The organism is Sulfurimonas lithotrophica (genome assembly GCF_009258225.1).
Lineage (GTDB): Bacteria > Campylobacterota > Campylobacteria > Campylobacterales > Sulfurimonadaceae > Sulfurimonas > Sulfurimonas lithotrophica.
Genome location: NZ_CP043617.1, coordinates 2,020,556 through 2,045,372, shown reverse-complemented (window position 1 = coordinate 2,045,372; position 24,817 = coordinate 2,020,556). Strand labels below are relative to the sequence as shown.

30 protein-coding genes are annotated in these 24,817 nt (G+C 33.9%); 13 read left to right on the top strand and 17 right to left on the bottom strand.

Annotated features, from left to right (window positions below; translation table 11 throughout):
• Nucleotides 1-2 precede the first annotated feature (2 nt).
• Nucleotides 3-857 carry a sulfurtransferase gene (locus FJR48_RS10265; RefSeq protein WP_152308035.1) on the top strand — a complete coding sequence of 285 codons (855 nt, stop codon included), beginning with the start codon at nucleotides 3-5 and terminating at the stop codon, nucleotides 855-857.
• A gap of 65 nt (nucleotides 858-922) precedes the next feature.
• Nucleotides 923-1,804, top strand: a complete 882-nt coding sequence (glyQ, locus tag FJR48_RS10260; RefSeq protein WP_152308034.1) for a glycine--tRNA ligase subunit alpha — start codon at nucleotides 923-925, stop codon at nucleotides 1,802-1,804.
• A gap of 3 nt (nucleotides 1,805-1,807) precedes the next feature.
• On the opposite strand, the gene FJR48_RS10255 is transcribed toward glyQ, so the two are convergent.
• Entirely contained in the window at nucleotides 1,808-2,281 is a 474-nt protein-coding gene (locus FJR48_RS10255) for a rhodanese-like domain-containing protein (protein WP_152308033.1), read from the bottom strand.
• 68 nt (nucleotides 2,282-2,349) lie between these two features.
• Between FJR48_RS10255 and FJR48_RS10250 the strand changes: the two genes are divergently transcribed.
• Together FJR48_RS10250 and FJR48_RS10245 are read left to right on the top strand one after the other, a co-directional pair.
• Nucleotides 2,350-4,629, top strand: coding sequence for an AAA family ATPase (locus FJR48_RS10250; protein WP_241856061.1), 2,280 nt, complete (start codon nucleotides 2,350-2,352; stop codon nucleotides 4,627-4,629).
• Nucleotides 4,630-4,640: 11 nt separating this feature from the next.
• Complete coding sequence (locus FJR48_RS10245) at nucleotides 4,641-5,936, top strand: APC family permease (RefSeq protein WP_152308032.1); 1,296 nt, start codon at nucleotides 4,641-4,643, stop codon at nucleotides 5,934-5,936.
• A 3-nt stretch (nucleotides 5,937-5,939) separates the two neighbouring features.
• On the opposite strand, the gene FJR48_RS10240 is transcribed toward FJR48_RS10245, so the two are convergent.
• The 4 genes from FJR48_RS10240 to FJR48_RS10225 are packed head-to-tail and all read right to left on the bottom strand — an operon-like array spanning nucleotide 5,940 to nucleotide 8,689.
• Nucleotides 5,940-6,776: a DUF6920 family protein gene (locus FJR48_RS10240; protein ID WP_152308031.1), complete on the bottom strand. Its 837-nt coding sequence runs from the start codon at nucleotides 6,774-6,776 to the stop codon at nucleotides 5,940-5,942.
• Nucleotides 6,773-7,615 carry a sulfate/molybdate ABC transporter ATP-binding protein gene (locus tag FJR48_RS10235; RefSeq protein WP_152308030.1) on the bottom strand — a complete coding sequence of 281 codons (843 nt, stop codon included), beginning with the start codon at nucleotides 7,613-7,615 and terminating at the stop codon, nucleotides 6,773-6,775. The genes FJR48_RS10240 and FJR48_RS10235 overlap by 4 nt, the downstream gene beginning before the upstream one ends.
• Nucleotides 7,612-8,295, bottom strand: a complete 684-nt coding sequence (gene modB, locus FJR48_RS10230) for a molybdate ABC transporter permease subunit (protein ID WP_152308029.1) — start codon at nucleotides 8,293-8,295, stop codon at nucleotides 7,612-7,614. The genes FJR48_RS10235 and modB overlap by 4 nt, the downstream gene beginning before the upstream one ends.
• A complete protein-coding gene (locus FJR48_RS10225; protein WP_152308028.1) occupies nucleotides 8,288-8,689 on the bottom strand; it encodes a TOBE domain-containing protein in 402 nt (133 codons plus the stop codon). The genes modB and FJR48_RS10225 overlap by 8 nt, the downstream gene beginning before the upstream one ends.
• A 103-nt stretch (nucleotides 8,690-8,792) precedes the next feature.
• Between FJR48_RS10225 and FJR48_RS10220 the strand changes: the two genes are divergently transcribed.
• The 3 genes from FJR48_RS10220 (at nucleotide 8,793) to FJR48_RS10210 (ending at nucleotide 10,405) form a co-directional block, all read left to right on the top strand.
• Nucleotides 8,793-9,074, top strand: a complete 282-nt coding sequence (locus FJR48_RS10220; protein ID WP_152308027.1) for a peptidylprolyl isomerase — start codon at nucleotides 8,793-8,795, stop codon at nucleotides 9,072-9,074.
• A gap of 3 nt (nucleotides 9,075-9,077) precedes the next feature.
• Nucleotides 9,078-9,938, top strand: coding sequence for an N-carbamoylputrescine amidase (gene aguB, locus FJR48_RS10215; protein ID WP_152308026.1), 861 nt, complete (start codon nucleotides 9,078-9,080; stop codon nucleotides 9,936-9,938).
• A gap of 62 nt (nucleotides 9,939-10,000) precedes the next feature.
• Nucleotides 10,001-10,405 (top strand): hypothetical protein, encoded by a 405-nt coding sequence (locus FJR48_RS10210; protein WP_152308025.1) that lies wholly within the window; start codon nucleotides 10,001-10,003, stop codon nucleotides 10,403-10,405.
• Nucleotides 10,406-10,460: 55 nt separating this feature from the next.
• On the opposite strand, the gene FJR48_RS10205 is transcribed toward FJR48_RS10210, so the two are convergent.
• The 5 genes from FJR48_RS10205 to miaA form a co-directional block, all read right to left on the bottom strand.
• Nucleotides 10,461-10,700: a type II toxin-antitoxin system RelE family toxin gene (locus FJR48_RS10205; RefSeq protein WP_152308024.1), complete on the bottom strand. Its 240-nt coding sequence runs from the start codon at nucleotides 10,698-10,700 to the stop codon at nucleotides 10,461-10,463.
• Entirely contained in the window at nucleotides 10,697-10,945 is a 249-nt protein-coding gene (locus tag FJR48_RS10200; protein ID WP_152308023.1) for a type II toxin-antitoxin system CcdA family antitoxin, read from the bottom strand. The genes FJR48_RS10205 and FJR48_RS10200 overlap by 4 nt, the downstream gene beginning before the upstream one ends.
• Before the next feature lie 270 nt (nucleotides 10,946-11,215).
• Nucleotides 11,216-11,668: a hypothetical protein gene (locus FJR48_RS10195; RefSeq protein ID WP_152308022.1), complete on the bottom strand. Its 453-nt coding sequence runs from the start codon at nucleotides 11,666-11,668 to the stop codon at nucleotides 11,216-11,218.
• Nucleotides 11,669-11,756: 88 nt separating this feature from the next.
• On the bottom strand, nucleotides 11,757-12,158 hold the full coding sequence (locus FJR48_RS10190) for a hypothetical protein (RefSeq protein ID WP_152308021.1): 402 nt from the start codon (nucleotides 12,156-12,158) through the stop codon (nucleotides 11,757-11,759).
• A 1-nt stretch (nucleotide 12,159) separates the two neighbouring features.
• Complete coding sequence (gene miaA, locus FJR48_RS10185; RefSeq protein ID WP_152308020.1) at nucleotides 12,160-13,065, bottom strand: tRNA (adenosine(37)-N6)-dimethylallyltransferase MiaA; 906 nt, start codon at nucleotides 13,063-13,065, stop codon at nucleotides 12,160-12,162.
• 94 nt (nucleotides 13,066-13,159) lie between these two features.
• Here miaA and FJR48_RS12485 point away from each other — a divergent pair, with 94 nt between their 5' ends.
• Entirely contained in the window at nucleotides 13,160-14,266 is a 1,107-nt protein-coding gene (locus FJR48_RS12485; RefSeq protein ID WP_223176124.1) for a methyl-accepting chemotaxis protein, read from the top strand.
• On the opposite strand, the gene FJR48_RS10175 is transcribed toward FJR48_RS12485, so the two are convergent.
• On the bottom strand, nucleotides 14,259-14,672 hold the full coding sequence (locus FJR48_RS10175; RefSeq protein ID WP_152308018.1) for a hypothetical protein: 414 nt from the start codon (nucleotides 14,670-14,672) through the stop codon (nucleotides 14,259-14,261). The two genes, FJR48_RS12485 and FJR48_RS10175, sit on opposite strands and share 8 nt — an antisense overlap.
• Complete coding sequence (locus FJR48_RS10170; RefSeq protein ID WP_152308017.1) at nucleotides 14,663-15,571, bottom strand: AEC family transporter; 909 nt, start codon at nucleotides 15,569-15,571, stop codon at nucleotides 14,663-14,665. The genes FJR48_RS10175 and FJR48_RS10170 overlap by 10 nt, the downstream gene beginning before the upstream one ends.
• Nucleotides 15,572-15,681: 110 nt before the next feature.
• Here FJR48_RS10170 and FJR48_RS10165 point away from each other — a divergent pair, with 110 nt between their 5' ends.
• Both FJR48_RS10165 and FJR48_RS10160 read left to right on the top strand, forming a co-directional pair.
• Nucleotides 15,682-17,898, top strand: a complete 2,217-nt coding sequence (locus tag FJR48_RS10165; protein ID WP_152308016.1) for an EAL domain-containing protein — start codon at nucleotides 15,682-15,684, stop codon at nucleotides 17,896-17,898.
• Between the two features lie 3 nt (nucleotides 17,899-17,901).
• Nucleotides 17,902-18,330 (top strand): bacteriohemerythrin, encoded by a 429-nt coding sequence (locus FJR48_RS10160; protein ID WP_152308015.1) that lies wholly within the window; start codon nucleotides 17,902-17,904, stop codon nucleotides 18,328-18,330.
• A 20-nt stretch (nucleotides 18,331-18,350) separates the two neighbouring features.
• Here FJR48_RS10160 and FJR48_RS10155 read toward each other — a convergent pair whose 3' ends face one another.
• Entirely contained in the window at nucleotides 18,351-19,160 is an 810-nt protein-coding gene (locus FJR48_RS10155; RefSeq protein WP_152308014.1) for an iron-binding protein, read from the bottom strand.
• On the bottom strand, nucleotides 19,157-19,618 hold the full coding sequence (locus FJR48_RS10150; RefSeq protein WP_152308013.1) for an iron-sulfur cluster assembly scaffold protein: 462 nt from the start codon (nucleotides 19,616-19,618) through the stop codon (nucleotides 19,157-19,159). Before FJR48_RS10150 ends, FJR48_RS10155 begins: the two co-directional genes overlap by 4 nt.
• A gap of 85 nt (nucleotides 19,619-19,703) precedes the next feature.
• Here FJR48_RS10150 and FJR48_RS10145 point away from each other — a divergent pair, with 85 nt between their 5' ends.
• From FJR48_RS10145 to FJR48_RS10135, 3 genes are all read left to right on the top strand, one after another.
• Entirely contained in the window at nucleotides 19,704-20,024 is a 321-nt protein-coding gene (locus FJR48_RS10145) for a thioredoxin family protein (protein ID WP_152308012.1), read from the top strand.
• On the top strand, nucleotides 20,025-20,843 hold the full coding sequence (locus FJR48_RS10140) for an SDR family NAD(P)-dependent oxidoreductase (RefSeq protein WP_152308011.1): 819 nt from the start codon (nucleotides 20,025-20,027) through the stop codon (nucleotides 20,841-20,843).
• Between the two features lie 91 nt (nucleotides 20,844-20,934).
• Nucleotides 20,935-22,047: a multiheme c-type cytochrome gene (locus tag FJR48_RS10135; RefSeq protein ID WP_152308010.1), complete on the top strand. Its 1,113-nt coding sequence runs from the start codon at nucleotides 20,935-20,937 to the stop codon at nucleotides 22,045-22,047.
• A 7-nt stretch (nucleotides 22,048-22,054) separates the two neighbouring features.
• Here FJR48_RS10135 and FJR48_RS10130 read toward each other — a convergent pair whose 3' ends face one another.
• The 3 genes from FJR48_RS10130 to FJR48_RS10120 are packed head-to-tail and all read right to left on the bottom strand — an operon-like array spanning nucleotide 22,055 to nucleotide 24,805.
• Nucleotides 22,055-22,804, bottom strand: a complete 750-nt coding sequence (locus tag FJR48_RS10130) for a TrmH family RNA methyltransferase (protein WP_152308009.1) — start codon at nucleotides 22,802-22,804, stop codon at nucleotides 22,055-22,057.
• On the bottom strand, nucleotides 22,801-23,799 hold the full coding sequence (locus FJR48_RS10125) for an LPP20 family lipoprotein (protein WP_152308008.1): 999 nt from the start codon (nucleotides 23,797-23,799) through the stop codon (nucleotides 22,801-22,803). The genes FJR48_RS10130 and FJR48_RS10125 overlap by 4 nt, the downstream gene beginning before the upstream one ends.
• The gene (locus FJR48_RS10120; protein WP_152308007.1) at nucleotides 23,789-24,805 is read right to left on the bottom strand and encodes a CsgG/HfaB family protein; all 1,017 of its coding nucleotides are present in this window, start codon (nucleotides 24,803-24,805) and stop codon (nucleotides 23,789-23,791) included. The genes FJR48_RS10125 and FJR48_RS10120 overlap by 11 nt, the downstream gene beginning before the upstream one ends.
• Between the last annotated feature and the right edge of the window lie 12 nt (nucleotides 24,806-24,817).

The window sequence follows — 24,817 nt, the reverse complement described above, 5'->3', positions numbered from 1 at the left end:
ATATGAAAAAAATACTTTTTACACTTTTAACGATTATAAATATATACGCTTATGATGCCTTTATAACAACCGATTCACTAAAAGATGCTTTAAATGAGCAAAACTTGGTAATTATAGATGTCAGTGATAGTTATAAGAAAAGTCATATAATAGGTGCGATTTCTTTTGATACAAATCTGCTTAGAAAATCAGATACAAACTCTTCTTTAGCAAGTATGGAAGAATTACAGGAAATATTTAGGGATATCGGTATAAACAATGACTCAAATGTTGTTATATACGGACGTAATTCAAACAACGATATAAAAAAATCTGCTTTTTTGGCATTTGTATTAATATCCCACGGCTTTGAAAACGTGAGTATATTGGACGGTGGGTACATGGCTTGGGTATTTGAGCATGATATGCTTACCAGTCGTGAAGAGAGAGATATACAAGAGGGTAATTTGGTTTTAACAAGTACAAATATATCTGTAGATATAAAGTATATTCAAAGCAATAAAAAATCCAAACTTATAGATGCAAGATATCCAGAAAAATATTACGGAATATCAAATAATGAAAACGATATATATGCAGGACATATTCCGGGTGCAAAAAATTCATACTGTTTTTATAAATTTTTAAGAGATAAAAGAATCCGAACACAAGAAGAGTTGGAAAAAATATATGTATATGGATTAGAGCTCGGTAAACTAGATGATATAATCGTTTATGGAGAAAATGAGCTAGATGCTGCAATAGAATGGTATATAATTTATAAAAAAATGGGTTATACGGGAGCTAAGCTTTATTATAATTCATTTAAAGAATATGCAGGTCTTGGTTTAGAAACACAGCGTTTTAAGTGGGAATAACTTCAATAAAGTAAGTTTTGATATAATTGCAAAAATATAAATAATTAAGTTGTTTAGGAATAAAAATGATAACATTTAGCGAGATGCTACTAAAACTTCAAGAATTTTGGATGAAGGAGGGTTGTAATATTGTTCAACCCTACGATATCCCTGCAGGTGCGGGGACGTTTCATCCTGCTACTTTTTTACGCTCACTCGATTCAACGCCTTGGGCTACTGCATATGTAGCACCGTCTCGTCGTCCTACAGACGGACGTTACGGAGAAAATCCAAACAGATTAGGGTCTTATTATCAATTTCAAACACTTATAAAACCATCGCCTGATAATATTCAAGAGCTTTACTTAAAATCACTGGAGTATCTTGGTCTTGACGTAGCTAAACACGATATCCGTTTTGTCGAAGATAATTGGGAGTCTCCGACACTCGGTGCATGGGGACTTGGATGGGAAGTATGGTTAAACGGTATGGAAGTTACTCAGTTTACTTACTTTCAACAAGTCGGCGGTGTTGAGTGTAATCCCGTTGCGGTTGAGATAACATACGGAACTGAGCGTTTGGCTATGTATCTTCAAGGTGTTGACAATGTGTTTGATATCGTTTGGAATGAGAACGAACACGGTAAGACTCTTTATAAAGACGTGCATAAAGAGAGTGAGATAGAGTTTTCAAAGTACAACTTTGAAGTGGCTGATACAGATATGCTTTTTGCAGAGTTTAATGCTAAAAGCGAAGAGTGTTTAAAGACTTTAAAAGCAGGACTTCCTCTACCTGCATACGACTTGTGTATGATGGCATCTAACACTTTTAACGTTTTAGATGCTAGAAAAGCAATCTCTCAAACCGAGCGTCAAAACTATATTTTAAAAATACGTGAACTATCACGCGGTTGTGCAGAACTTTATAAAGCACAAGAGGAAGATAGGTTAAAAAGAGTTAAGGGTTAAAACTCAACTCTTTTTTGCTACTAAAGTTATTTCTCCAAAATAACTCTTTAGAGTTCTTCCGCTTTCAAGCCAATTAATCAGACCGTCTTTTATATTTTTTACATTTGTAAAACCCATTTTTTTAAGTTGTTCTGCCGCTAAAAGTCCACGTGGACCTTTGAAACAGTAAGTGACTATCGGCACGTCGTGCCCGTATTGTTCAAATATTTTTTTAATAGCTACAAATTCAAGTTTTCCGCGAGGTATGGTAAGATGTTTCTCTTTTCTGAGGTATCCGCTTGCAAACTCTTCAGGCTCTCTTACATCCAAAAGCAAAATATCCAAGTCGTTTAAGTCAAGATCTTTTGGTTCAATCTGTTGTACGTTTTTTTCCGCATCCGATATAAGTTTTTTAAACTGTTCACTAAGATATACTTCAGCTCTTCTTTGGGCTAACTCTTCAAGATCAAGATGTGCACTGTCTTTTAAGGTTTCCATTATTTGTCCCCGTTTGTATTAAAGTTTATAATTCAGTCTTTAATTGTATCACTATTTTAAGTAATATTATGATAAGTTTTAAACTCAAAAATCCAAAGAAAGCAGGTAACTTGTCTCAAACCCTTATAGGTCAGATTGACCGCATCCTTTTTGAAAGCGGCGACGGATTCTTTATAGCAGTATTAAAAAGCGGCGAAAAGGTCTCAGGTACTTATTTTGAAAGTGATGTAAGTCATATAAAAAAGTCTGCCGTGACACTTACGGGTCATTGGGAGGAGCATAAAAAGTACGGAAAAACTTTTAAGTTCGATTCTATCAAAGTGAACCAAAATCAACTTTTTTTCTTTTTAAATAAAATAGTAAAAGGTTTTACGAAAAAACTCTCGGCTGAGCTTATTGAACATTTTGGTGCAGATGAGTTAGTAGATATTTTAGACAATGATATAAATAGACTTTTGGAGTTTAAAGGGATAAAAGAAAAACGTCTTAAAAAGATTCAGGGCTCTTGGAAAAAGTTTCGTTCAATGCGAGAACTTGGAGAATTTTTAAGCCCATACGACGTCTCTCCCGCATTGCTTACAACTATAGCATCTGCACTAAAAGATGTAGAAGAACCATGCACAAAGATAAAAAATAATCCTTATATTTTAACTTCTATTGATGGCATAGGATTTAAACGTGCGGATGAGTTGGCACTTAAGATGGGCGTAAAAGAAGATGATGAAAATCGTCTAAGTTCGGCAATGGATTATGTCCTTTTGGATTATTGTGAATCTCAGGGAAATTCATGTATATCCAAAGAGATACTTTTTAATGGTTTGAATGAGCTGCTTGGTTTTTCTGACATAAATCTATATGAGGCAATACTTGTTGAGCGTGTGGGTGAACAAAGTATAGTCCTTATGAAAAACGGCAGGGTTTCACCTGCAAGACTCTACGATGCAGAAAAATACCTGTATGATGAGTTTGTCAGACGGGCTAAAAAACAAAATGATGTTTTAGTTAAAAACCTAGATGCTTTTTTAGAAAATAGCGAGTTAAAACTCGGTGAACAACAACTACAAGCCGTAAAAACTCTAAATGACGGTGCCAATATACTTTTTTTGGTAGGATATGCCGGTACGGGTAAATCGACCACTTCTAAAACAATTCTCAAACTTTTAAATACAAAATATAATGAAAAGAACATTATGACCTGTGCTTTGAGCGGTATAGCATCTCAGAGAATTGCAGATACTACAGGATACGAATCTGCCACTATTCAGTCGCTTTTAGTCAAATATGAAGATAGAGACGACTTTCCATTTTCAGTGATGTTAATAGATGAAGCATCTATGATAAACTCATCTCTTTTTGCAAGACTTCTTGCAAAGGTGCATCGAGATGCAATACTTATAGTCGTAGGTGATGATGCACAACTTCCCCCAATCGGTGCCGGAAATGTTTTAAGTGATGTTTTAAGCCTTCAAATAGCACCTATTGTAAAACTTACAAAGATATACAGACAGAGTGAAAACCAAGCTATAACGCTAATAGCAAATGATATTAGACAAGGTATAGTTCCACATTACAGAGAAAAATACGATGATTTTGAATTTGTAGATATAAGCATCCAAAACTACTATGCGTTAAAAAATCAGCTATCTCAGAGTGAACTTTCCGATATACGTGAACAAAACTCCCAAAATATCATAAACCATATCTTGCATCTGGTTGTTGAATCACTAGAGAAAGCAAGGTATAGACTTAAAAACAAAGAGATAAAAGAGTATCTGAACTATTTTCAAGTTATCACTCCTATGAAGGGCGGTACACTTGGAACATCTAACTTAAACAAAGTTTTGCAGGAGTATTTTAATCCAAACCCAAAAAAATGTGTAAAACGCGGTGAGTTAGAGTTTCGTTTGATGGATAAGGTGGTACACACCAAAAATGAAAATATGACGTCGTGGAGCGGTGCTGCTTTTAAAGAAAACGAAGATTCGGCTCAAAGACGTATATTTAACGGAATGAGCGGACTACTTTTTAAAATAGATGAGGATGAAGAACAGGTGTTTGTTTTTTATCCAAATGAGGATGTAGTCGTAGTTTATGATTATGATGAATTGAAAAACTATCTTATGTTATCATATGCACTGACTATACATAAAGTTCAAGGTATGGAGTACGATATAGTTGTGATGCCTATGAGTTTTTCACACTTTATCATGCACAATACAAAGCTTATTTATACGGCTATTACCCGTGCCAAGCACAGATGCATCATAGTTGGCGAGAGCGGTGCATTTGAGAGCGGATGCAGGAAGTTTGAACAAACAAGGCGGGATACGGTTTTGCTTGAATTATAATGGAGATACAGATGCCGAGTATGCATAGAAAACGTAACAAGTCTTTGGGTCTGCTTGAGCTTATTGCTATTGCACTAGGCGGAATGATAGGAGGTGGTATATTTTCCGTTTTGGGTATATCCGTATCAATGGTCGGTGTTTTTACACCCATAGCTTTTGTACTTGGTGGTTTACTTGCCCTTTTAGCCGCATATTCATACGTAAAACTTGCACTTTATTACAGAGATGAAGGTGCTACATATTCTTTTTACAAAAAAACTTTTCCAAAATCAAGATTAGTCGCATCCATAGTCGGTTGGTGGGTAACATTTGGATATATAAGTACACTTGCACTTTATGCATATACTTTTGCATCTTATGCAATTAGCGGGTTTGAATTTGCAAACAGTGAAATAGCAAGAAAAGCGGTAGCGGGTTTAATCATTTTTATATTTACGCTTATAAATGTCTGGAGTGTAAAAGGTATGGGTAAGATAGAAGATTTAATGGTATATACCAAGCTGATTATTTTGGTTATAATCTCATTCGTACTTATAAATAATTCAAATACTACTATTCCAAAAATCTTACATAATCATGAAGATATAAATATATTATCTATTGTCATTGTTGCATCTCTTACATTCGTAGCATATGAGGGCTTTCAACTTGTTATAAATGCCGTAAAGGAGATGGAAAATCCAAGAAAAAATATACCAAGGGCAATTTACAGCTCAATATTTATTACCACACTGGTTTATGCAATCATCTCTATTGGGGCAATATTGGCTATTCCGTTTGAGAACATTATACAAAATCAAGAATATGCCTTGGCATCAGGAGCAGGCGAGGTTCTTGGAAATATAGGTGCAGAACTAGTCATTATCGGTGCACTGTTGGCAACAAGTTCTGCAATAAGCGGCACTCTTTTTGGTTCATCAAGGCTTATATCGGTTATAGCAAATGATGGATACTTCCCAAAGTTTTTAACAAAAAGAAAAAATAATATACCCGTGTATTCCATAATAACCATGGCGATACTTACATTTTGTTTGATACTCAGCGGTAATTTAGTAGTTATACTTGAGTTTGGAAGTGTAACGTTTTTGCTTGTATCACTTCTTATGGCATATACAAATTTTAAAATACGAAAACATACACATTCGTCACTCATAGTAACTCTTTTATCGGCAATAGGACTAATGTCCGGTACAGTAGCTATACTTTATTTTGAAGCGATTACAAAAGTAGAACAAGTTTACTATATAGGTGGGTTATATATAATCCTTACTATATTTGCGTTTATATTTAGCTATAAACGCAACTAACACTTAATTATATTTCACATCTTTTACATTTAGTTTATAATATGTAAATTTTTTACTATCTAATATCCAAGAAACTTCTGCATCTTGTGGTATTAGATAGCCGTTTTTATCTGTATAGTTTGAGACTTCACATAGCCAAGGCGTAGCTATATATTTTCCATCGACTTCTCTATACCTCTTTGGTGAGTAGATAGAAGTGATTTCACCTTTATTGTTAAACATAAACTCTAAAGAAACAGTGTTTTCACCGTCTTTGAGCGTAGCTTTGGCTTTGTTGGCATCTACTTCACTCCATATAACTCCCTGATTTGGAAGCAGGGCAGTCGGATACCAGATGGCTTCAGCTAAGTATCTTTGTAATGCACCTTCGCTTAACTCTTTTTTATCATGCTCATCTACAATCGTATAAAGGGATAAAAATTTAGCTTTAAGAGCACCTTTTGTATCTGTGTAAGAGTCAAATACATTTACATATACACTGGCATCTATGTTTATTTTTGCATGCCATGTAAAAGCTTTTGGAGTAGTTGAAAAAAATTGTCTTGCTTCGGTTTTTGAGTATTTATTAGATTCCTCATCCATTCTAAAAGATCCCTCTTGCGAGATATAGCCTTTGTTGATGATGGGTAACTTGTCTTTTAAAACTAAGCTAAAGTAGTTTTGAACAGGTTTTGGAAGTTGTTCTAACTCTTTAAAATCTACAAGTTTTTCTTTAGTTGATGCTTTAGTGAATAAATCTTTAGAGATTGTTGAGGTGTAGTTTAACCAAGAGTACTGTAAACCTACAAATACCAGTAAAAGCAGTATAGATAATATTATGGCTGTTTTAAAAATTTTCATGTTTTCCTAATCTGTGGAGAGAACGCTTTAGTAGAAAGGCTGACTAAATCTCCGATTTTTAAATTTTGAACTTCGTCTTCGTTTATTACAACTTCGACTATCTGTTGACCTATAGCTACTATTGCAACATAGATTACGTCTATTTTTTTTATATCTAAAAGCTCACCAGAAAACGATAACTTCTGGCTCCCTTTTGTTTTTAAAAGTATATCTTTTGGACTACCGTCATTTATAACTTTTCCTGCATCTAGGACTATAACTCTGGAAGCTAGTTTATATATCTCGCTGGGATCGTGGCTTATTAAAATAGTTGTAGTTTTAAATTCGTTATGCAGAGTTAAAAGCTCACTTTGCAGGGATGAACGGGTTTGCGGGTCAAGTGCAGATAAAGGCTCGTCTAAAAGCAGAAGTTTTGGTTTTCGCATAAGTGCGCGGCATATAGCTACACGCTGTTTTTGCCCTCCGCTGAGTTGGCTTGGAAGATGGTTTTTATACTCATTCATATGGGTTATTTTTAGCAGATGCTCACACAACTCTTTATCGTTTGAGACAAACAAAAGGTTTTTCTCTACGCTCATATTTTCAAACAGGGCATAGTCTTGAAATACAAAACCTATTTCACGCTCTTGAATAGCTTTTTTAACTTTTGCATCTAGCCAGATTTCATCTTCTATTTTTATCTCGCCCCGTGCATCTTCCAGACCTGCCAAGATTCTCAAAAGCGTAGTTTTTCCGCTGCCGCTTTTTCCGCTTAGAGCTATGAAGTCACCGCTGTTTATCTCTAAATCTACATCTAAGTTTATCCCTAGAAGTTTTTTGCGGATATCTAAGCTAATCATATTTTGCTAAACCTGGTTTTGTATTTTTGGTTAAATATATATACGCCAAGTAAGACTATAAAACTTAGCACAAGCATAATGGCACTGTATATATGAGCTGAGCCGTAATCCATAATCTCAACCATCTCGTAAATAGCAACTGCTGCAACTTTTGTTTCGTTTGGTATGCTTCCACCCACCATCAGTACAACTCCAAACTCTCCTACGGTATGTGCAAATGTAACTATAATAGCCGTAAGGATTGCAGGTTTTATGTTTGGCAGTGCTACAAATAAAAGTGTTTGAAATCTGCTTTTTCCACTTATGTAAGATGCTTCAAGCATATTTTTATTTAAAGACTCAAACCCGCTTTGAAGGGGTTGTACCATAAAAGGCAGAGAGTAAAAACAAGAAGCCACTACCAAACCGCTAAACGTAAAAACGAGTTTTATCCCAAATACATCCTCAAAAAATGCTCCGATTGGAGAGTTGTGAGAGAGTACTATGAGTACGTAAAACCCAAGGACTGAGGGTGGCAGTACTATAGGCAATGCCGTGACGGCTTCAAAAAACGGCTTTGTTTTGCTTTTACTTTGTGAGAGCCACCATGCAAGGGGGATGCTTAAAATAAAAAGCAGTACGGTAGTTATGGCTGCTAACTTAAACGATAGTAAAAATGGTCCAAATTCCAACTCAGTCATCTAAAACCTCGCTGATACTTAATTCGCTTGCTTTTATAAGTGCTACGATTTCATCGCCTGCTTCTAAAGCCATTCTGGATGCAGAGTCTTTTGTTATTACCGATTCAAAAGTTCCTATGTCGCCTTGAAGTATTACTTTACTTAGAAGTTCGCCGTTTTGAATCGAGTTTATTTTCGCTTTGATTTGGTTGGAGTAACTTAAATCCCCTGTAAGATTTTTTGCTAAAGCTATATTGTTTGTTTTTGCGTAAAGATGTACGTTTGTACCTACTTTTATGTTTGAGTCAAGTTCTAAACTCATCATAGAAAGAGTAGTGTCTGCATAGGAAAACTTTACAATGTGAAGTGCATCTACGTTTTTAATCTCGTAAACCTGTGCTTTAAATATACTCATTATCGCCTTTCTTTGGTGCTATTATACTTAATTTTAATTAATTTTTTGTAGAATTAGATTTCATAAAATAGTTTATAATGAAATAAAATTAAGGGATAAAAACATGGCTTACGCAGAAGCAAGACATATACTAGTAGCGAGTGAAGATGAGTGTAATGCTCTAAAAACAGAGATACAAAACGGAGCTGATTTTGCAGATGTAGCTGCTAAAAATTCACAATGCCCATCTGGTGCAAACGGTGGAGATTTAGGTAGATTTACTCCGGGGCAAATGGTTCCTGAATTTGATGAAGCAGTATTTCGCGGCGGTGATGTAGGTGAACTTCAAGGTCCTATACAGACACAATTTGGTTTTCATTTACTAGAAGTAACTGCAAGAGGTTAAGTAATGGTAAAAGTAGCAGCTATTCAGATGGCAATGAGTAAAAATAAAGATAAAAATGTAGATAAAGCTGAGTTTTTTACAAGACAAGCTGCTTATAATGGAGCTAAAATTATCTTACTGCCTGAGCTGTTTGAAGGTTTATACTTTTGCAAAGATAAAGATAAAAAATATTTTGAGTGGGCGACTCCACTTCAAAATAATAAACTAATAGAGCGTTTTGCACTCTTGGCTGATGAACTTGATGTTGTGATATTGGTTTCTTATTTTGAAAAAGAAGAACTTAAAGATTTAGGTGTGCAGTACTATAACTCCCTTGTAGTTATAGATGCAGACGGAACTATAGGCGATAACTATCGTAAAACCCACATACCGGACGGTCCGGGATATGAAGAGAAGTTTTACTTTACTCCTGGTAATACGGGCTTTAAAGTTTGGCAGACCAAGTACGGTCGCATCGGTGCAGGAATCTGCTGGGATCAGTGGTTCTGTGAGAGTGCAAGAGCTTTAGCACTAAAGGGTGCTGATATCATCTTTTACCCAACGGCTATCGGAAGTGAGCCTGAGATTCATGTAGATTCAAAAGATCATTGGCAACGTGTGCAGATGGGACACGCCGCATCTAATACCGTTCCCGTCGTAGCGGCAAACCGCATCGGGGTTGAAGAAGGTGAGAGTTGTGCACTTACATTTTACGGTTCATCTTTTATGACTGACTATACTGGTGCTTTAGTAGCACAAGCCAGCCGTGATAAAGAGGAGATAATATACGCTGAATATGATTTTGAAGAAAATAGAAAACAGCGTATATACTGGGGACTTTTAAGAGACAGAAGACCTGATTGTTATAAAGATTTAACAATATAGTTTTTGTAACCTTTCCATAACCTTTGTGAGTTAATATCCTAAAAAAATAATGGATATTAAAAATGGCTTATTTTGATGATGCAAAGGTCGGCGACAAAGTTTACGGACTAATTTTCGGTAAGGGTAAGATAGTTGAGTGTTATGAAGACTCCCACTATGTCATAATGGTTAGATTTTCAAACGGACATGAAGTAGCATATACCGAAGATGGAATCCCAAACTGGGGAAATTTTAAAAAACAAACCTGTTACTACAGAAAAGATGTTGATTTATCTAAGGCGGATTTTTCTCCCTCTGAAAAAATACTGAGTCATAAAAAAATCATAAAGTTTAGAGAAAAAGGCACTTTGGAGGTTAGACTGCCTTCTGGCATCTGGTCAAATGTAAAAAAATGTCCAGAGTCCTACATAGAAGAGATTTGTGAAAATGAGCAGTATCATCTCTTTAGAAAGAAACAGAAAAAATAGATTGTAATTTTAGTGCTAAAAGCTGTCATTTTAACTTGTTGAATAGCCTTATGCACTACTTGTAAATATCACCTCTACTATCAACTTTTAGTATTTTTATCTCTTCTTCATTCATATGAAAAAGTATTCTATATTTTGAGATTCTAATTCTATAAATTGGAGGTATATCGTTACCTGTTAACCTTTTAACATCTCCATCTGGTAAATTTTGAATAGCATTAAATATTTTCTCTTGAAGTTTTCTATCATATTTGGAAAACTTCTTTTCAAATGTTTTAGAATATGATATTTTCATAAGTTAAATTTATTTTTAAAATCTTCATTTGAAGTAAAATCTTCATTTGCTAATATTGATAAAATTTCTTTTTCATCTTCAGCCTCAAGGATTAAATCAGCTTGTTGTTTTGTCTTTGTATTTTTTGCAATGTATTCACTAAGACTTTCTCTAATCATTTGTGAAATTGATTTTTTTTCAATAAAACTTACTGCTCTAGCTTGCTCATATAGTGCTTCATCTATTGTTAAATTTAATCTATGCATAAATATTCCTTTACGTAGTGATGTATAGATGTATTATATCATAAAATTGATAGACAATTGTTTTACTAACTTCATTTTCAAACTTATAATTACACATTTGGCTTTCAGTTTTCTTCTTTAATCAAAAAACCACCCGTGGGTTTTTGATTGAATTCGACTGATTTATTGTACATTTATCAGTACCATCTTTCATAATCATTTGAAATTTTTGTATGCTTACTACCTTTTGAAGTATTACAAGATTCGCATAACAGTTGTAAAAACGAAGAGTTAAGCAAAACTGCTATTTAGCTTGACAATCTCTTTTATAGCATCACGCTCTTTAGATGTAAGGTTATGCCCTTTAATATCTTGAACAAATCCTGTTACAGAATCATAACTCTCCAGGTTTACAGGCTTTTCAAAAAGTGCACGTTTAGCAAGTGCTTCAATCATTTCATCGGTATTTAAAGCTAGTTTAGGATGTGTTTGTAGATGGTGTAGTTTTATTATTGTGGTATCAATATTTTCAGCAAATATAGCTGAAGCTCTCTCTAGCGCTACGTCAGGATTAAGTCCTTTGTTTTCAAGCTTTTGTGAAACAGCATATATGACCGATGATTTTTTTACTTTGTTCTGAGTAATCTCAGGTATATTTTCAACTGCAAGAAGCGGTTCAACAACATTTGTAGCCAACAATATAACAAAGACTGTACTAGTCTTTAAGAAAAAAATTCTTTTCATTACATTCCTTCTCAATTGAACTATGTATGAAAATTTTAGTTGTTCTATGTAAACGGCAGGTAACTACGTTTCATAATCTATAGTCGGTTTATATATTTGATCTTTCTTCAAAGTTTGCAAAAGCACCCTCAACGCTTAAAACACTTTTGTATCTTGTAGGCGTTATTCTGACTTTTTTGGTTTTAAGGTCACACACGGCAAGTCTGTAACCGGAACTCATATGGGGTTCTAGGATACAGATTATTTTATCATCTATTTGTCTGGTTGCATGAATATCACCTTGAAGGGTGGGGAAAAAGTATTGCGGATAAGAAAGCGGTGTTATCTCGACTATCTCTACACTTTCTCTCTTTTGCAGAGTTGAAGCTATAAGATTTGCATCTTCAAGGTTGTCAAACTGTACACACCAATCATCAAATTTTTTGTTAAAATGTTGCATATCCTCATCTAAAAAACCGCCTGCAGGGGATTGTAAAGCAAATATAGCCATATTATTTAAAACCTTTTAAAATAATCTCTTCTAGCTCTTCAAGCGGAGCAGATACTATGTTCTCAAACTGGTTTTTGTTAAATGTCTGCTGGCGTTTTGCAAGTTGTGCTGTATGGGTAGATATTAACTCAAGCATCTCCTCTTTACTTGTTTTCCCATCGAGGTAGTCTAAGACTTCAACTATACCTATAGCACCCATAGAGTTTGGTGAACGTGTATATTTTTGCTCCAAATAACATACTTCATCTATTAAACCCGACTCTAACATTTTATTTGTGCGTTTTTGGATTCTTTTGCGAAGTACATCTCGGGATACGTCTATGTTAAATATGCTTAAGTTTTTTATTACGGGCTTAGGCGGGTTTTGTTTAAACCACTCGCTAGGTTTCATTTTTGAGCCCTCGTAAACGATAAGAGCTTTTTCTATTCTGTATCTGTCATTTGCAGAGATATTTTGCATATACTCTTCATCTTTGAGCTTTAAAAAGCTGTAGGCACCTTCTAAGTCTTGCATTGCTTTGTCAATATTTAGCTTTGCATCCGGACTAAGTTCAGGAATAGGGGATAAACCTTGCAGTAAAGACTTTAGATAAAAAGACGTACCGCCTACAATAACTAGGTTTTTATTATCTTTTTTGCATCTCTTTAGAACTTTTTTATATAAGTTTATAAATATATCGACAGAAAAGTACTCGTTTGGGTAAATCTCATCTATACCGAAATGTTTTACTTGTTCCAATTCTTTTTTAGATGGTTTTGCCGAGACAATATCTATCTCTTTGTAGATGCTTAGTGAATCTATGGATAATATATATGCATCTATTTTGCTAGCAATTTTTATAGCTAAATCACTTTTTCCAGATGCGGTAGGACCGATGATTGCGAGTTGTTTAAAGTCTTTATTCATTGCGAAATTATATCTTTTCTCAAAAAATAACTCAATATTAAGTTAATAAAGTATTTATATTTTATAAGTTAATATTATGTCAAAAGGATTCCTCATGATAAAATCTCTGTTTTTTCGTATGCGGTTAGTTCATTATGTCGGTATTGTGTTGCTCATAATCAACGGTACTTTTTTTACCGATAATATCATAGGTCAAGTTATTCAGTATGTAATTGCCGTAGTTATATTGATACACGATTTGGATGAAAAATCAAACGGCGTTGATATGACAAAATCACTCATAGAACAACTAGACAGATTAGAACACGGAAATGAAGTTGTTTTAAAAAACGATTTTAATTCAGAACTCAGTGAAGCTGCAAAACACGTAAACAGGTTTCAAGAGATATTTTTAAAAGCACAGAGAAACGATGAGAATGCCGCAGAGATAGAAAAAGTGATTCATCAAATAGACTCGGATTATCAACACGTAACTCAAAATATACGAAACGAAAGAGATATGATTGGACATATCGTCGGAATAGGCAATGAACTCGAATCTTTGCTCTCAGAAGGCTTAAGTGAAGCTAGTAAATCAAAAGAGAATATACAAGAAGTCAGTAATGAACTTATAAAAATTAGAGATGAGATATCGGAGATAGTAAAAGAGTTGCATGAGGCATCTATGTCGCAAAATATTTTGGCAGATGATTTAAACAGAGTCTCATCAGATACCAAAGAGGTAAAAGAAGTTATAAACGTTATAGAAGATATCGCCGAGCAGACAAACCTGCTTGCTTTAAATGCAGCTATTGAAGCTGCACGTGCGGGTGAACACGGTCGAGGATTTGCGGTTGTTGCAGATGAGGTTAGAAAGCTGGCTGAACGTACGCAAAAGTCACTTACGGAGATAAATGCGACCATAAATGTAGTTAGCCAATCTATAAGCGATACCAGTGATCAGATGAATAAAAGTTCAAGCAATATAGAGTCTTTGTCTATGGTCTCAAAAGAAGCATCTTCAAGTGTGGATGAAATAAGCGAAGTTATAATGCAGGCAGTTCACGTAGCAGAAGAAACGGTTCAGGGTTATACGACAAATGCATCTAAAACCAAAGATATAATCTCTAAAGTATCGGAAGTAGATAAGCTCTCTGTAAATACACACGAGAGTGTAGAAGTTATTAAAGACGGTGTAAATAAACTAGAGAGTATTATTTAAAAGGTAAAGCTTTTTTTACTCTCTCAAAACCTGACTCTACATCCTGTTTTGTTATGTCCTCGTCTAAATCTATGTAGTAGCTGTAAAAAAGTTTTCTTCCCGATTTTATCTCATATCTTAAATATCCGCTTGGCATCCCGTAAGCTTTTTTATCTACGTTTTGGTTAGAGTTACAAGTTATGGAGTTTTTATATGAAACTATAAAGTCTAAATCACAATCATTTTTAAAATCATATAATGACTTTAAGGTAGATTCTATTTTTTCATTCGGAGGAAAAACCAAAAGTCTCATACATTCTATGTCTTTTTCTAAAATCTTTTTGTTATGAACGCTTGATATAGAGTTGTCACTGCATCCGAGAAATAAAAGCAGAGAAAAAAATAAAACAATATTTTTTATAACCATTTTAATGCCTCCACTCCGATAAAGATAATTCCCAAAAATGCAATTGAAGATATAAACACAAGTGCAGTAACTACTCGCGGTTTACACTCATACAAAGAAGCCAAATTTACATTTGCAACAGCTAAAGGCATCAGAAGTTCTATAAAGATTATCCCTTTTATCATGGCATCCAGTTCTATAAAACTAAGCACTATAAAGGTAACGATAGGCAAGATTATAAACTTAAAAGAAAGCACCCAGACAACAAGTTTTTTACTTATCTCTTTTATTTTTGTACCGTATAGATATATACCGAATAAAAACAGTTGCATTGTCATAGATGCATAAGCACCCATCATAAGAGTATTCATAACCACTTCACTTGGTTTATAGTTATTTACGCTTAAAACTATAGCTAAGATTGCCGCCCATAAAATAGGAAGTTTTACTATGTTTAAAAGAGATGTCTTAACATCATAACTTCCTCGCGAATAATAATAAACCCCCATAGTGTAAACAACAAAAACATTTACCAAGTTTACTACAGTCGTATAAGGAATTGACTCCTCACCGAAAATTGCAATATTTAGCGGAATCCCTAGGTTTCCCGTATTTCCTATTATAGCAGCCACTGTGGCTATAGAGTATTCTTTTTTATTTTCAAACAAAAACTTTGCAAGAATTGCGGAGATTGTTATAACTACGATGACAATTCCAAAATAAATAGAGGGTGCATACAAAAGTGTAATATCAACGGGACGGACTAACAAGCCCCAAAAAGTTAAAAATACCTGTAAAAAATATACGTTTAATATTGTAATGGTTTTGTCATCTATTTTTTCTTTAAAGCTCATCTTTGATAGATAACCCATTATGATAAATATATAGATGCCAAGGATAGAATAGATGATTGTACTCATTTTGAAATTATAACTAAGTTATTTTAGAATATAGTAGGTTCAAAAATTTACTCTAAAGTTTTATAAGATACAATGCACGTAGAGGAAAACAAAATTAATAGGGAAATTCTTTGAGTAAAGATTGTAATGATAAAGTTTTATTAAAAGCTCTTTCAAAATTAACTACGACCTTTGCACCGCTTAAAGGGGAAGAATATTATGAATCTATATGTAGGTATATAGTTGAAAACTTTGGTTTTGAATACTCCTTTGTAGGTAAACTTGATGAATCTTCGACTGGAATGAATGTAGTTTCGGGTTGGGCAAAAGATAAACCGATAACAACTTTTCATTACAATCTTAAAAATACTCCTTGCGATAACGTAATTATTTATGACTATGTAGTATATCCTAATGAAGTATCTAAAAACTTTCCCGATGACAGACTTGTACAAACTATGCATATAGAATCTTACGCAGGTATAGTTATTACGAATAAAGACCAAGAACCAATAGGCATCTTTGTAGTTATAGATACAAAACCTATAAAAGATAAAAATCTCGCAGAGAGTATAATTAAATTATATTCTGGTTTTATAAGTTCAGAGATGCAAAGATATACTGTTGAACAAAATACTAATGATTTGAAAAACATAGCTTATTATGACCCTTTAACAAAACTTCCAAACAGACTTCTTATTACGGACAGGATAAGACGTGCGATAGCAAATCAAAAAAGAGAAAAAAATATAGTTGCGATTTGTTTGATGGATCTTGATGGATTTAAAGATGTTAACGATTCTTTAGGTCACGATGCTGGTGATTATGTCCTGATAGAGGTGTCAAGAAGAATAGAGAACATAATCAGACCAGAAGATACTATTGCAAGATTAGGCGGTGATGAATTCGTAATAGTACTTGGTGACATTTCAACTCCCGAAGATGCCGCAAAAGTTCTACTAAGAGTGCTCCATGTCGTTTCAGCCCCATATAACTTTCGGGAAAAAATCATAAACACAATTTCCGCAAGTATAGGTGTGTCAATCTATCCTGAAGATCATGTGGATGACGATACTTTGATAAGGCATGCCGACCAAGCCATGTATAAAGCTAAAGAGAACGGTAAAAATCAATTTTATTTTTTTGATATAAAAGAACATGTGAAGGTAAGGGCAAACTTTAGAGCTTTAAGAAAAATAGAAAAAGCGATAGACAACGGAGAGTTTGAACTATATTTTCAACCTAAATTGAGTGCGCATAATCTACAAATAAACAGTATGGAAGTGTTGTCAAGATGGAACCACCCTATACTTGGAATACTTAGCCCGAATGAGTTTTTACCTTTGATAGAAAATGATGAACTTATTTATAAGTTTGATGAGTGGGTGATACGCGAATCTTTTTTAGCTATTAAAAAACTCAAAAAGAAAAATCTTGACGTGTCTCTTTCTGTAAATATCTCTCCCAAAAAGTTCCAACAAACTACCTTCGTAGAGAAAATAAAGCAGATAGCATCTGAAGTAAATATAGATCACTCTTACTTTAACGATATAGAGTTTGAGATTACCGAAAACAGTGCACTTGAGAGTATAAACCATACAAACGACATAATATATGAACTAAATAAAATGGGGATTAGTTTTTCACTGGATGATTTCGGTACGGGATATTCGTCACTGACGCACCTTAAAGAGTTAAATATAAACAGCATAAAGATAGATAAAAGTTTCATATTTGATATGCTTCATAACTCTGAAGATATGGCTATTGTAAATGCTATTATTTCACTCGCAAAAGTTTTTCAGATAGAGGTTGTCGCAGAAGGAGCTGAGAGTATTGAGCAGTTACTGATGCTGCTTGACTTTGGTTGTGACAGTGTTCAGGGGTATACCATAGCAAAACCTATGAGTTTTGATAACTTGGTTGTATATCTTGAGAATTATATTCCAGACCCAAGATTAAAAATAGTATCAAAAAACCTTCCAAGAAGAGGTGACTTTGAACTGCTTCTTGCTCAGAGTAATCACAAGTACTGGATACAGTTGGTAATAGACAGTATAAATAGACAAAGTCTCGAAGATGCCCCTCATCTTTCACACGAATCGTGCAGACTTGGAAAGTGGCTTAAAAATAACGGGAAAAAATATTTTTCAAAATTTGAAAGTTTTAACGAGTTGAAAACTATTCATAAAAAAATACACAAAGAGGTGAACCTTATAATAGATCTATTGGAAAAAAACGGATACGATAATCAAGAAGAGTACATTGGAAAAATTACCAATTTAAAAAATGACCTTATAACGGTAATTGAAAAATTAAAACAAGAATATAGTCAAAAACGAGGTTAACAAATGTCAAGTGAAATTCAAAATATTAAGTGGAGTAAGGAATATGAAACGGGAGTAGAAGAGATAGATGAGCAACATCATATTCTTGTAAATACCCTTAACGAAGCGAATCATATACTGAGTAACGATTACTCTTTGACAAATCTGCAAACTATAACCAAAGATTTGCTCAGTTATGCTCTTTACCATTTTGAAGAGGAAGAGGAGTTGATGCATGAGTACCACTACAGGGAAGAATTTGCTGAAGATTATCAAGAGCATATGAAACAACATAGATACTTTTCAACCAAAGTAGTAGAGATCAGGGACTCGTTAAAAGCAGGAAACTTGATAGGTAAAGATGAACTTATAAGTTTTTTACTTAACTGGCTTCTAAACCATATAGATAAAACAGATAAAAAGTTAGGCAAATTTTTACAAACCAAGATGTAGTAAAATTTGCCGAGAAAAGATTAGAGTAGTTTTTTCATCAACTCTATGTGGTAAGATTCCTGATAGTTTATAAAATCAAAAAAGCGTGAAAGTTTAGGCTCGTTTATAGCCTCGCTTAACTCTTTACACATCTCTTTTGCGGCTTCCTCTTCGGCTATACCGTCATTTACGAATTTTTCCAAGTCTTTTACGACATATGTCATCTCGTGAAGTTCACGAGGAAGTGCCAGGATTCCGAGTTTTGCCATCATGTTTCCAAAAGATTTCAGATGAAAGTGTGATTCGTCAATCAAATCTTGAAATACGTCAAAATGCAGTGTGTTATCTGTACGGGCCTGCATATACGCATATACTAAAATAAGCTCATACTCTTTGTATGATTCTTCAAATAAAAATAGAGTCAGCGCATCTGTTTGTGCTGCATCCAGTTCTGCTTCGGGCCATTTTCTTTGCATATTAAAAGCGGTAATTTCTTGGTTGTTTTGTTCATTTTCTAAAACTTGGAGAAGATACTCTAAAAGGTAGGCATCGTCTGTTTTTGCACGTTCACCAAATGGCGTGTTAGGATATATGTCTTGCATAGTTTCAACTTCAGACTTTAAAGCATTTATAACATCAAAAACACTTTCTTGTTTCATTAGAAGTATATTGCGATCGTAGTTATAATTTTCACCGTCATTAAGTAAATCTGAGCCTAACCATTTCATATGACGAAATGCTATTTGTGAAAAATCATATAGTCTTGATTTTATTGTTTCATCGTTAATTGCAAAAGATGCAAACAGTATATGTAGCCATAACTCGTGTTTTTTCTGATATGTTTTATTCATTGTTTTTCTTCCTCCACTTCGCATGATTCTTTCATCTTAAGTACATGCATCTCTTCATCTTTCCCATTTTGAATATTTTCAAGATTCATCATAGATGCGACAAAACCGTTTAGTACCATCTCGGCACAAATCTCCTGCTGTCTTGTCATGTCAGAACCCAGCTTTTTAGCTATAAGCCCCAAAGCTTTGTTTGCATACTCCGTAGTTTCGCCTTTTATCATATCAGTATACATTGAACCTACTACTACGGTATCCTGACATCCGTTTGTCGCAAACTTTACGTCTTTTATAACATCCCCTTCAAGCAGTGTGTAAAAAATCACATACTCTCCGGTTTTTTCATCCATAGCTACGCCTACGCAGGTAGGGTTTTCCAATTTTCCATAATTTTTAGGATACATCAGATGCTCCATAACATCTTTGTTTATCCCTTCTGGCATTTTTACGTTCTCTAACATTTTATATCTTTAATCACTTGTTTTTCGATATAGTAACAAAAATACTTTATATTTAAGCTTTTGGAGAAAAATAGTATAATTTCATATGCAAACAATAGAGAATATTCAAAAAACAATACAAGAAAACTTGGCAGTAATGGTGTACTTTTCAGCTCCTACGTGTAATGTGTGCCATGCACTAAAACCAAAATTATTAGAAGCTTTAGATGCAAATTTTAGCGATTTTAAAGTAGAGAGTGTAGATATAAGTGTTGAAGAAGATATAGCTCCGCATTTTGGTGTTTACAGCATCCCGACCGTACTTATATTTTTAGACGGAAAAGAGTTTTTGAGAAAAAGCCGTCATATGAGTGTCGATGAGGTTATTCGTGAGATAAAACGCCCATACGAGATAATGACCTCTTAAATGAAAAATATTCTAATCACAGGTTGTTCTTCGGGCATCGGTTATGATACCGCTCACTATCTACACAATAACGGATACAAAGTTTATGCAAGTGCAAGAGAACAAGAAGATGTAGAGAGGTTAAGAAAAGAAGGGCTTGAAACATATCTTTTAGATGTAAGAGATGCTTTGCAGATACAAAATGTTTTAGAAGATATTTTAAAAAAAGACGGCTCACTTTATGCACTGTTTAACAATGCAGGATACGGTCAACCGGGAGCTTTGGAAGATATTACAACTTCTGTTTTAAAAGAGCAGTTTGAGACAAATATTTTTGGGCTGCACGAGTTGACATATCAAACTTTAAAAATCATGCGTAAACAGGGTTATGGACGAATAATGCAACACTCTTCCGTACTTGGCATCATCTCGCTTCGTTTTCGCGGAGCTTACAATGCATCCAAGTATGCCATAGAAGGGCTTTGCGATACTCTAAGGCTGGAACTTGCAGATACGGATATATATGTCAGCACTATAAATACGGGTCCCATAAAAAGCGATTTTAGAAAAAATGCTACCAAGATGTTTAAAAAAAATGTAGATATGCAAAAGAGTCTTTGGAGTGATGAATACGAAGCAGAACTTCTACAGAGAAAAGAGAGTAAAGACGATGATATGTTTACGAAACAAAGCGACGTAGTTATAAAAAATATACTCCACGTTCTTGAAGCTAAAAAACCGAACCCTAGATACTACAATACTTTGGCTACACATCTTTTGGGTAGCTTTAAAAGAATGCTTACGACTTCAATCCTTGATAAAATTTTAGTAAAAATATAGAAAATTAAATAAGATTGATATAAATCAAATAAGAGATAGAGATATTTGCTATAATCCTGTTTTATAATTAATAAAAGAAAGGCTTATAAGAATGAAAATACTTTTATATTTGATGGCGATCATGAGTTTAATGCTTGCCAATGTTCACAAAGATGCCGATACGGCTTCATGTAAAAAGTGTCATCCGACAATTACCAAAGAGTTTGAGGAGTCGATGCATAAACACTCGTCTATATATAATGACAAAATACATAAGGCTGTTTGGGATTTACATCCTGCTAAAGCAAAAGGTGACTATAAGTGTTCAAAATGTCATACTCCAAATGCTAAAACAAAAGAGGAACAAACACAGGGCATCACTTGTTTAACCTGTCATACTATCAAAAGTATTACAAAAGATTCAAAAAGCAATATAAATAATTACAACGGTGAGAAAAAATCTTTTTATTCGGCTGAAGCGGGTCGTGAAAAAGAAAAAGTGGTATATAAAACTACTACATCATGGTGGGGAAATAAAACAACCGTCGGTTCGGCTTATCACGATATAGACTATACAAATAAAGATTTTTATACAGGAAACGTTTGTATGGGTTGTCATTCGCACAAACAAAACTCAAACCAGTTTGACGTATGTAGAATTGAAGAAGACGGCGCAAAGAATGAAAAGGAAAACTGTATAACTTGTCATATGCCTAAAATCGAAGGTAGTGCTACAACGGTTAGAATTAGCCAAAAACATAGTTTTCACGGTTTCTCAGGAGCTAGAAAAAATTCTAAAATGTTGGCAAAATATGTAGATATAGACTTTGTTAAAAATTCTAAAGGGTTTAAAATTACCGTAGAAAACAAAGCTCCTCACAATTTGCTTACCCATCCATTACGTGTCGTGAAATTAAAAACAAATATTTTTAGAGACTCTAAAAAGATTGAACTTAAAACACATACTTTCGTAAAAATTATAGGAACCGATTCTAAACCTACTATGCCTTGGTTGGCTACCGAGGTTGTAAAAGACACTATGATTAAAGCAAAAGAAAAACGTGTAATTGATTTTGAAGAAAATTTAAAAAGCGGAGATAAAATAGAGGTTATTTTAGGTTTTTATGTCGTTAATCCAAAAGCACTTAAAAAGCTAAATCTTGAAGGTGATAAAGAAATTTCAGAGTTTAAAATATTAAAATCACAAAATTTTAGTGTAGAGTAAATCTACACTAAAATTTTATAAAAGCTATAAGTGAAGCAGTAACTGCTACGTTTAGTGACTCTACACCTCTTTGCATAGGTATCGAGATGCTTTTCGTACAAAGTTCGTTTACTTTCTTGCTTACACCCTCGCTCTCGTTTCCTAAAACAAATATACTTTTTTTACTAAGCTTTATATCATAGATGCTGTTTTGTGCATGTGAGCTTAGTGTATATATATCTGCATCAAGTCCATCAAATACATCTTCTAAAGAGTTACAGTAGTATATAGGCAGTTTAAAAAGTGTACCTGCACTAGCTTTCATAACAAGCGGTGATATCTTTGCACTAGATTTTTTAGGAAGTATTATCCCGTCTATGAAACCAGCTGCACATGAGCGTATAATCATCCCAAGATTTTGCGGGTTTTGGATACCGTCAAGTGCTATAAGTTTATAGTTTTTCATATCTTTGATATCGTCGGCACTTTTATATGTCTTTGTAACGATATCTATTGCGACACCCTGATCTTGTTTTGAGTTTTTAGAGATGCGTGAGAGTGATTTTTTATCATGTATAAGTATCTCTATGCCTCTTGTTTTTGCTAGTGCATTTATCTTTTTAATCGCCCCGTCAATTTGATTTGATTCAGACATATGAAGTCTATGAATCTCAACATTCATATCTTCTAAAACTTCTACTACTACGTTTCTTCCATAAAGTGTTATAACACTATCGAAAAACTTTTTTTTATTTTTATATTCTTGTGAATCTTTCACTTATTTATACCTATACCCAAAATATTTTCTATCCCTTCTTGTGCAACATCTTGATTAAAGTGGATAGCTGCGGTGTTATATATACTTGATTTTGATTTTTTTAGTCTTTCTTTTAAAACAAGAGTATTACTGCCTACATTTTTTTGTTCATCGGTTACTTTAATATTTAGTTTTATAGTTACGATTTTTTGTGCAGATGCTATATTGTCGGTTGTGTTAAGTTTAATTATCACGGCTTTTAGATTTTTATTGTTTGTAACACTAAAGCCGTTATCTATAAGTTGTCTTTTAATGACTTGGGCAAAATCTTTTGAATTTTTGTCAGCACTTATAAAGAACCTTAAAGAGTTGGCTTCTGAGTAATAACTCTCCTTAACGTCAGATACAAAATTAAAGTATTTGTTTTTGTTGAAACTTTTATTTAGCTCATAAGCTACAAGGGAATTTGATAACAACCTTTCACACTCTTTACTCATCTTTTTCTTTATATTGTATCTAGTGATAGCATCCGAGTCTGCCGATTCTTCCAGCTTTGTTTCTATATCTTTTTTTATTTGGTCTATATCTTGTTTTAGAGTGTTGAAAAATTTTTTATTATCTACTTTTACCAAAACAGCATATTCCCTATATGAAATTCTATGTGATTTCTCTATTTTGTAGTTTGTAATTCTTATTTTTGCCACATCTGTTTTTATGTCGCTTGTACTTATACTTTTTGAATAATAACCGTCAACTATCTGTTTATTTGTAAAACTTGATTCTACTTTTATTCCCAGTTTTGAAATCACATCATTCAAAGCACTCTTTAGCGCGTCTTCTCTTGTTTTATCGATTCCGATTCCATAGGTAAAAGCAGAAGTATCGTTTGGCTGAATCTTTACCCATTTTGGAGTATCAACTTTTTTTGGCACTTGTGGTTTTGAAGAACCGCAACCGCTAAAAAATAAATTAAAACCTAATAGTATAGATAAAAAAAGACTTGTTCTATTTTGCATCTATCTGCCTTGTAGCTTCATCTCTTTTAGAGATTAAATCATCAATTCTTATAAGAGCCGCATTTAATTCTTCAATAGGTTTGGTTACTATCTCATCTGCAAGATAGTACATGGTCTTTGCTTCATCAAATTTACCCATTGCTTCTTTAACTACACCAAGGTCATATGCTATTACGTAACTTCTGCCGTCAAACTCGTCAAGAAGCGAACTCAGTATCTGTTCAGCCTTATCCATTCTGTTGGCTTCTATATATTTTAGAGCATTTTCTAATTTATCTTCCTGTTTTGACGTTGCATCCAAGTCGATATCGTCTAAAAGCTCAACTTTAAAGTATATGTATTTAGGGGTGAGTTTATATACAAACTCGCTAGCTATATCAGAAGCTAATATCTCTATTGCTTCATTTGAACTTAATACTCGCCTAAAAGTCCTACATGAATCTGCCTGATAACTTTTTCTAAACGAGTCTCCGTATATTACAGAACTACTTTCAATCCCTACAATATTTATATTTGCAGCAACCGTAGCTTCAGTGGTATTACATCTTACTATATAATATTCATACCTTGCACATTGTTTTTTTTCTTTAGAGTATTTTATACAACGTTTTCTTCTCTCTTTGTATGAGCCGCTTTTTCCGGAAGCCGTTGTAACTTCACCGTTTATTATTGCTTGTGCGCCTACTATTTTCCCGACTCTTGTAGTTGTTTTTTCATCCATAAGCTCAGATGATTGGAGTTTTTGTTCTTTTAAAACCTTATCCATATCTCTTCTGCTTACTAATTCAAAGTATTTTTTTCCGTCTAATTTATGAGCTGCTATTTTAGACTCTATTTTTCCAGAGAGTCCTACTTTATCTGTTCTAAATTTACTAACAGCTATCGTTTTGTTGTTTGCCATCTCTCCGACTTGTGCAGGAGCTAAAGCTCTAATCTGAACTTTTTGAGCACAACCGCTTATTAAAAGGCTTGCCAAAACCGCTAAAAATACTTTAACAATACTCATATATAAAACCTT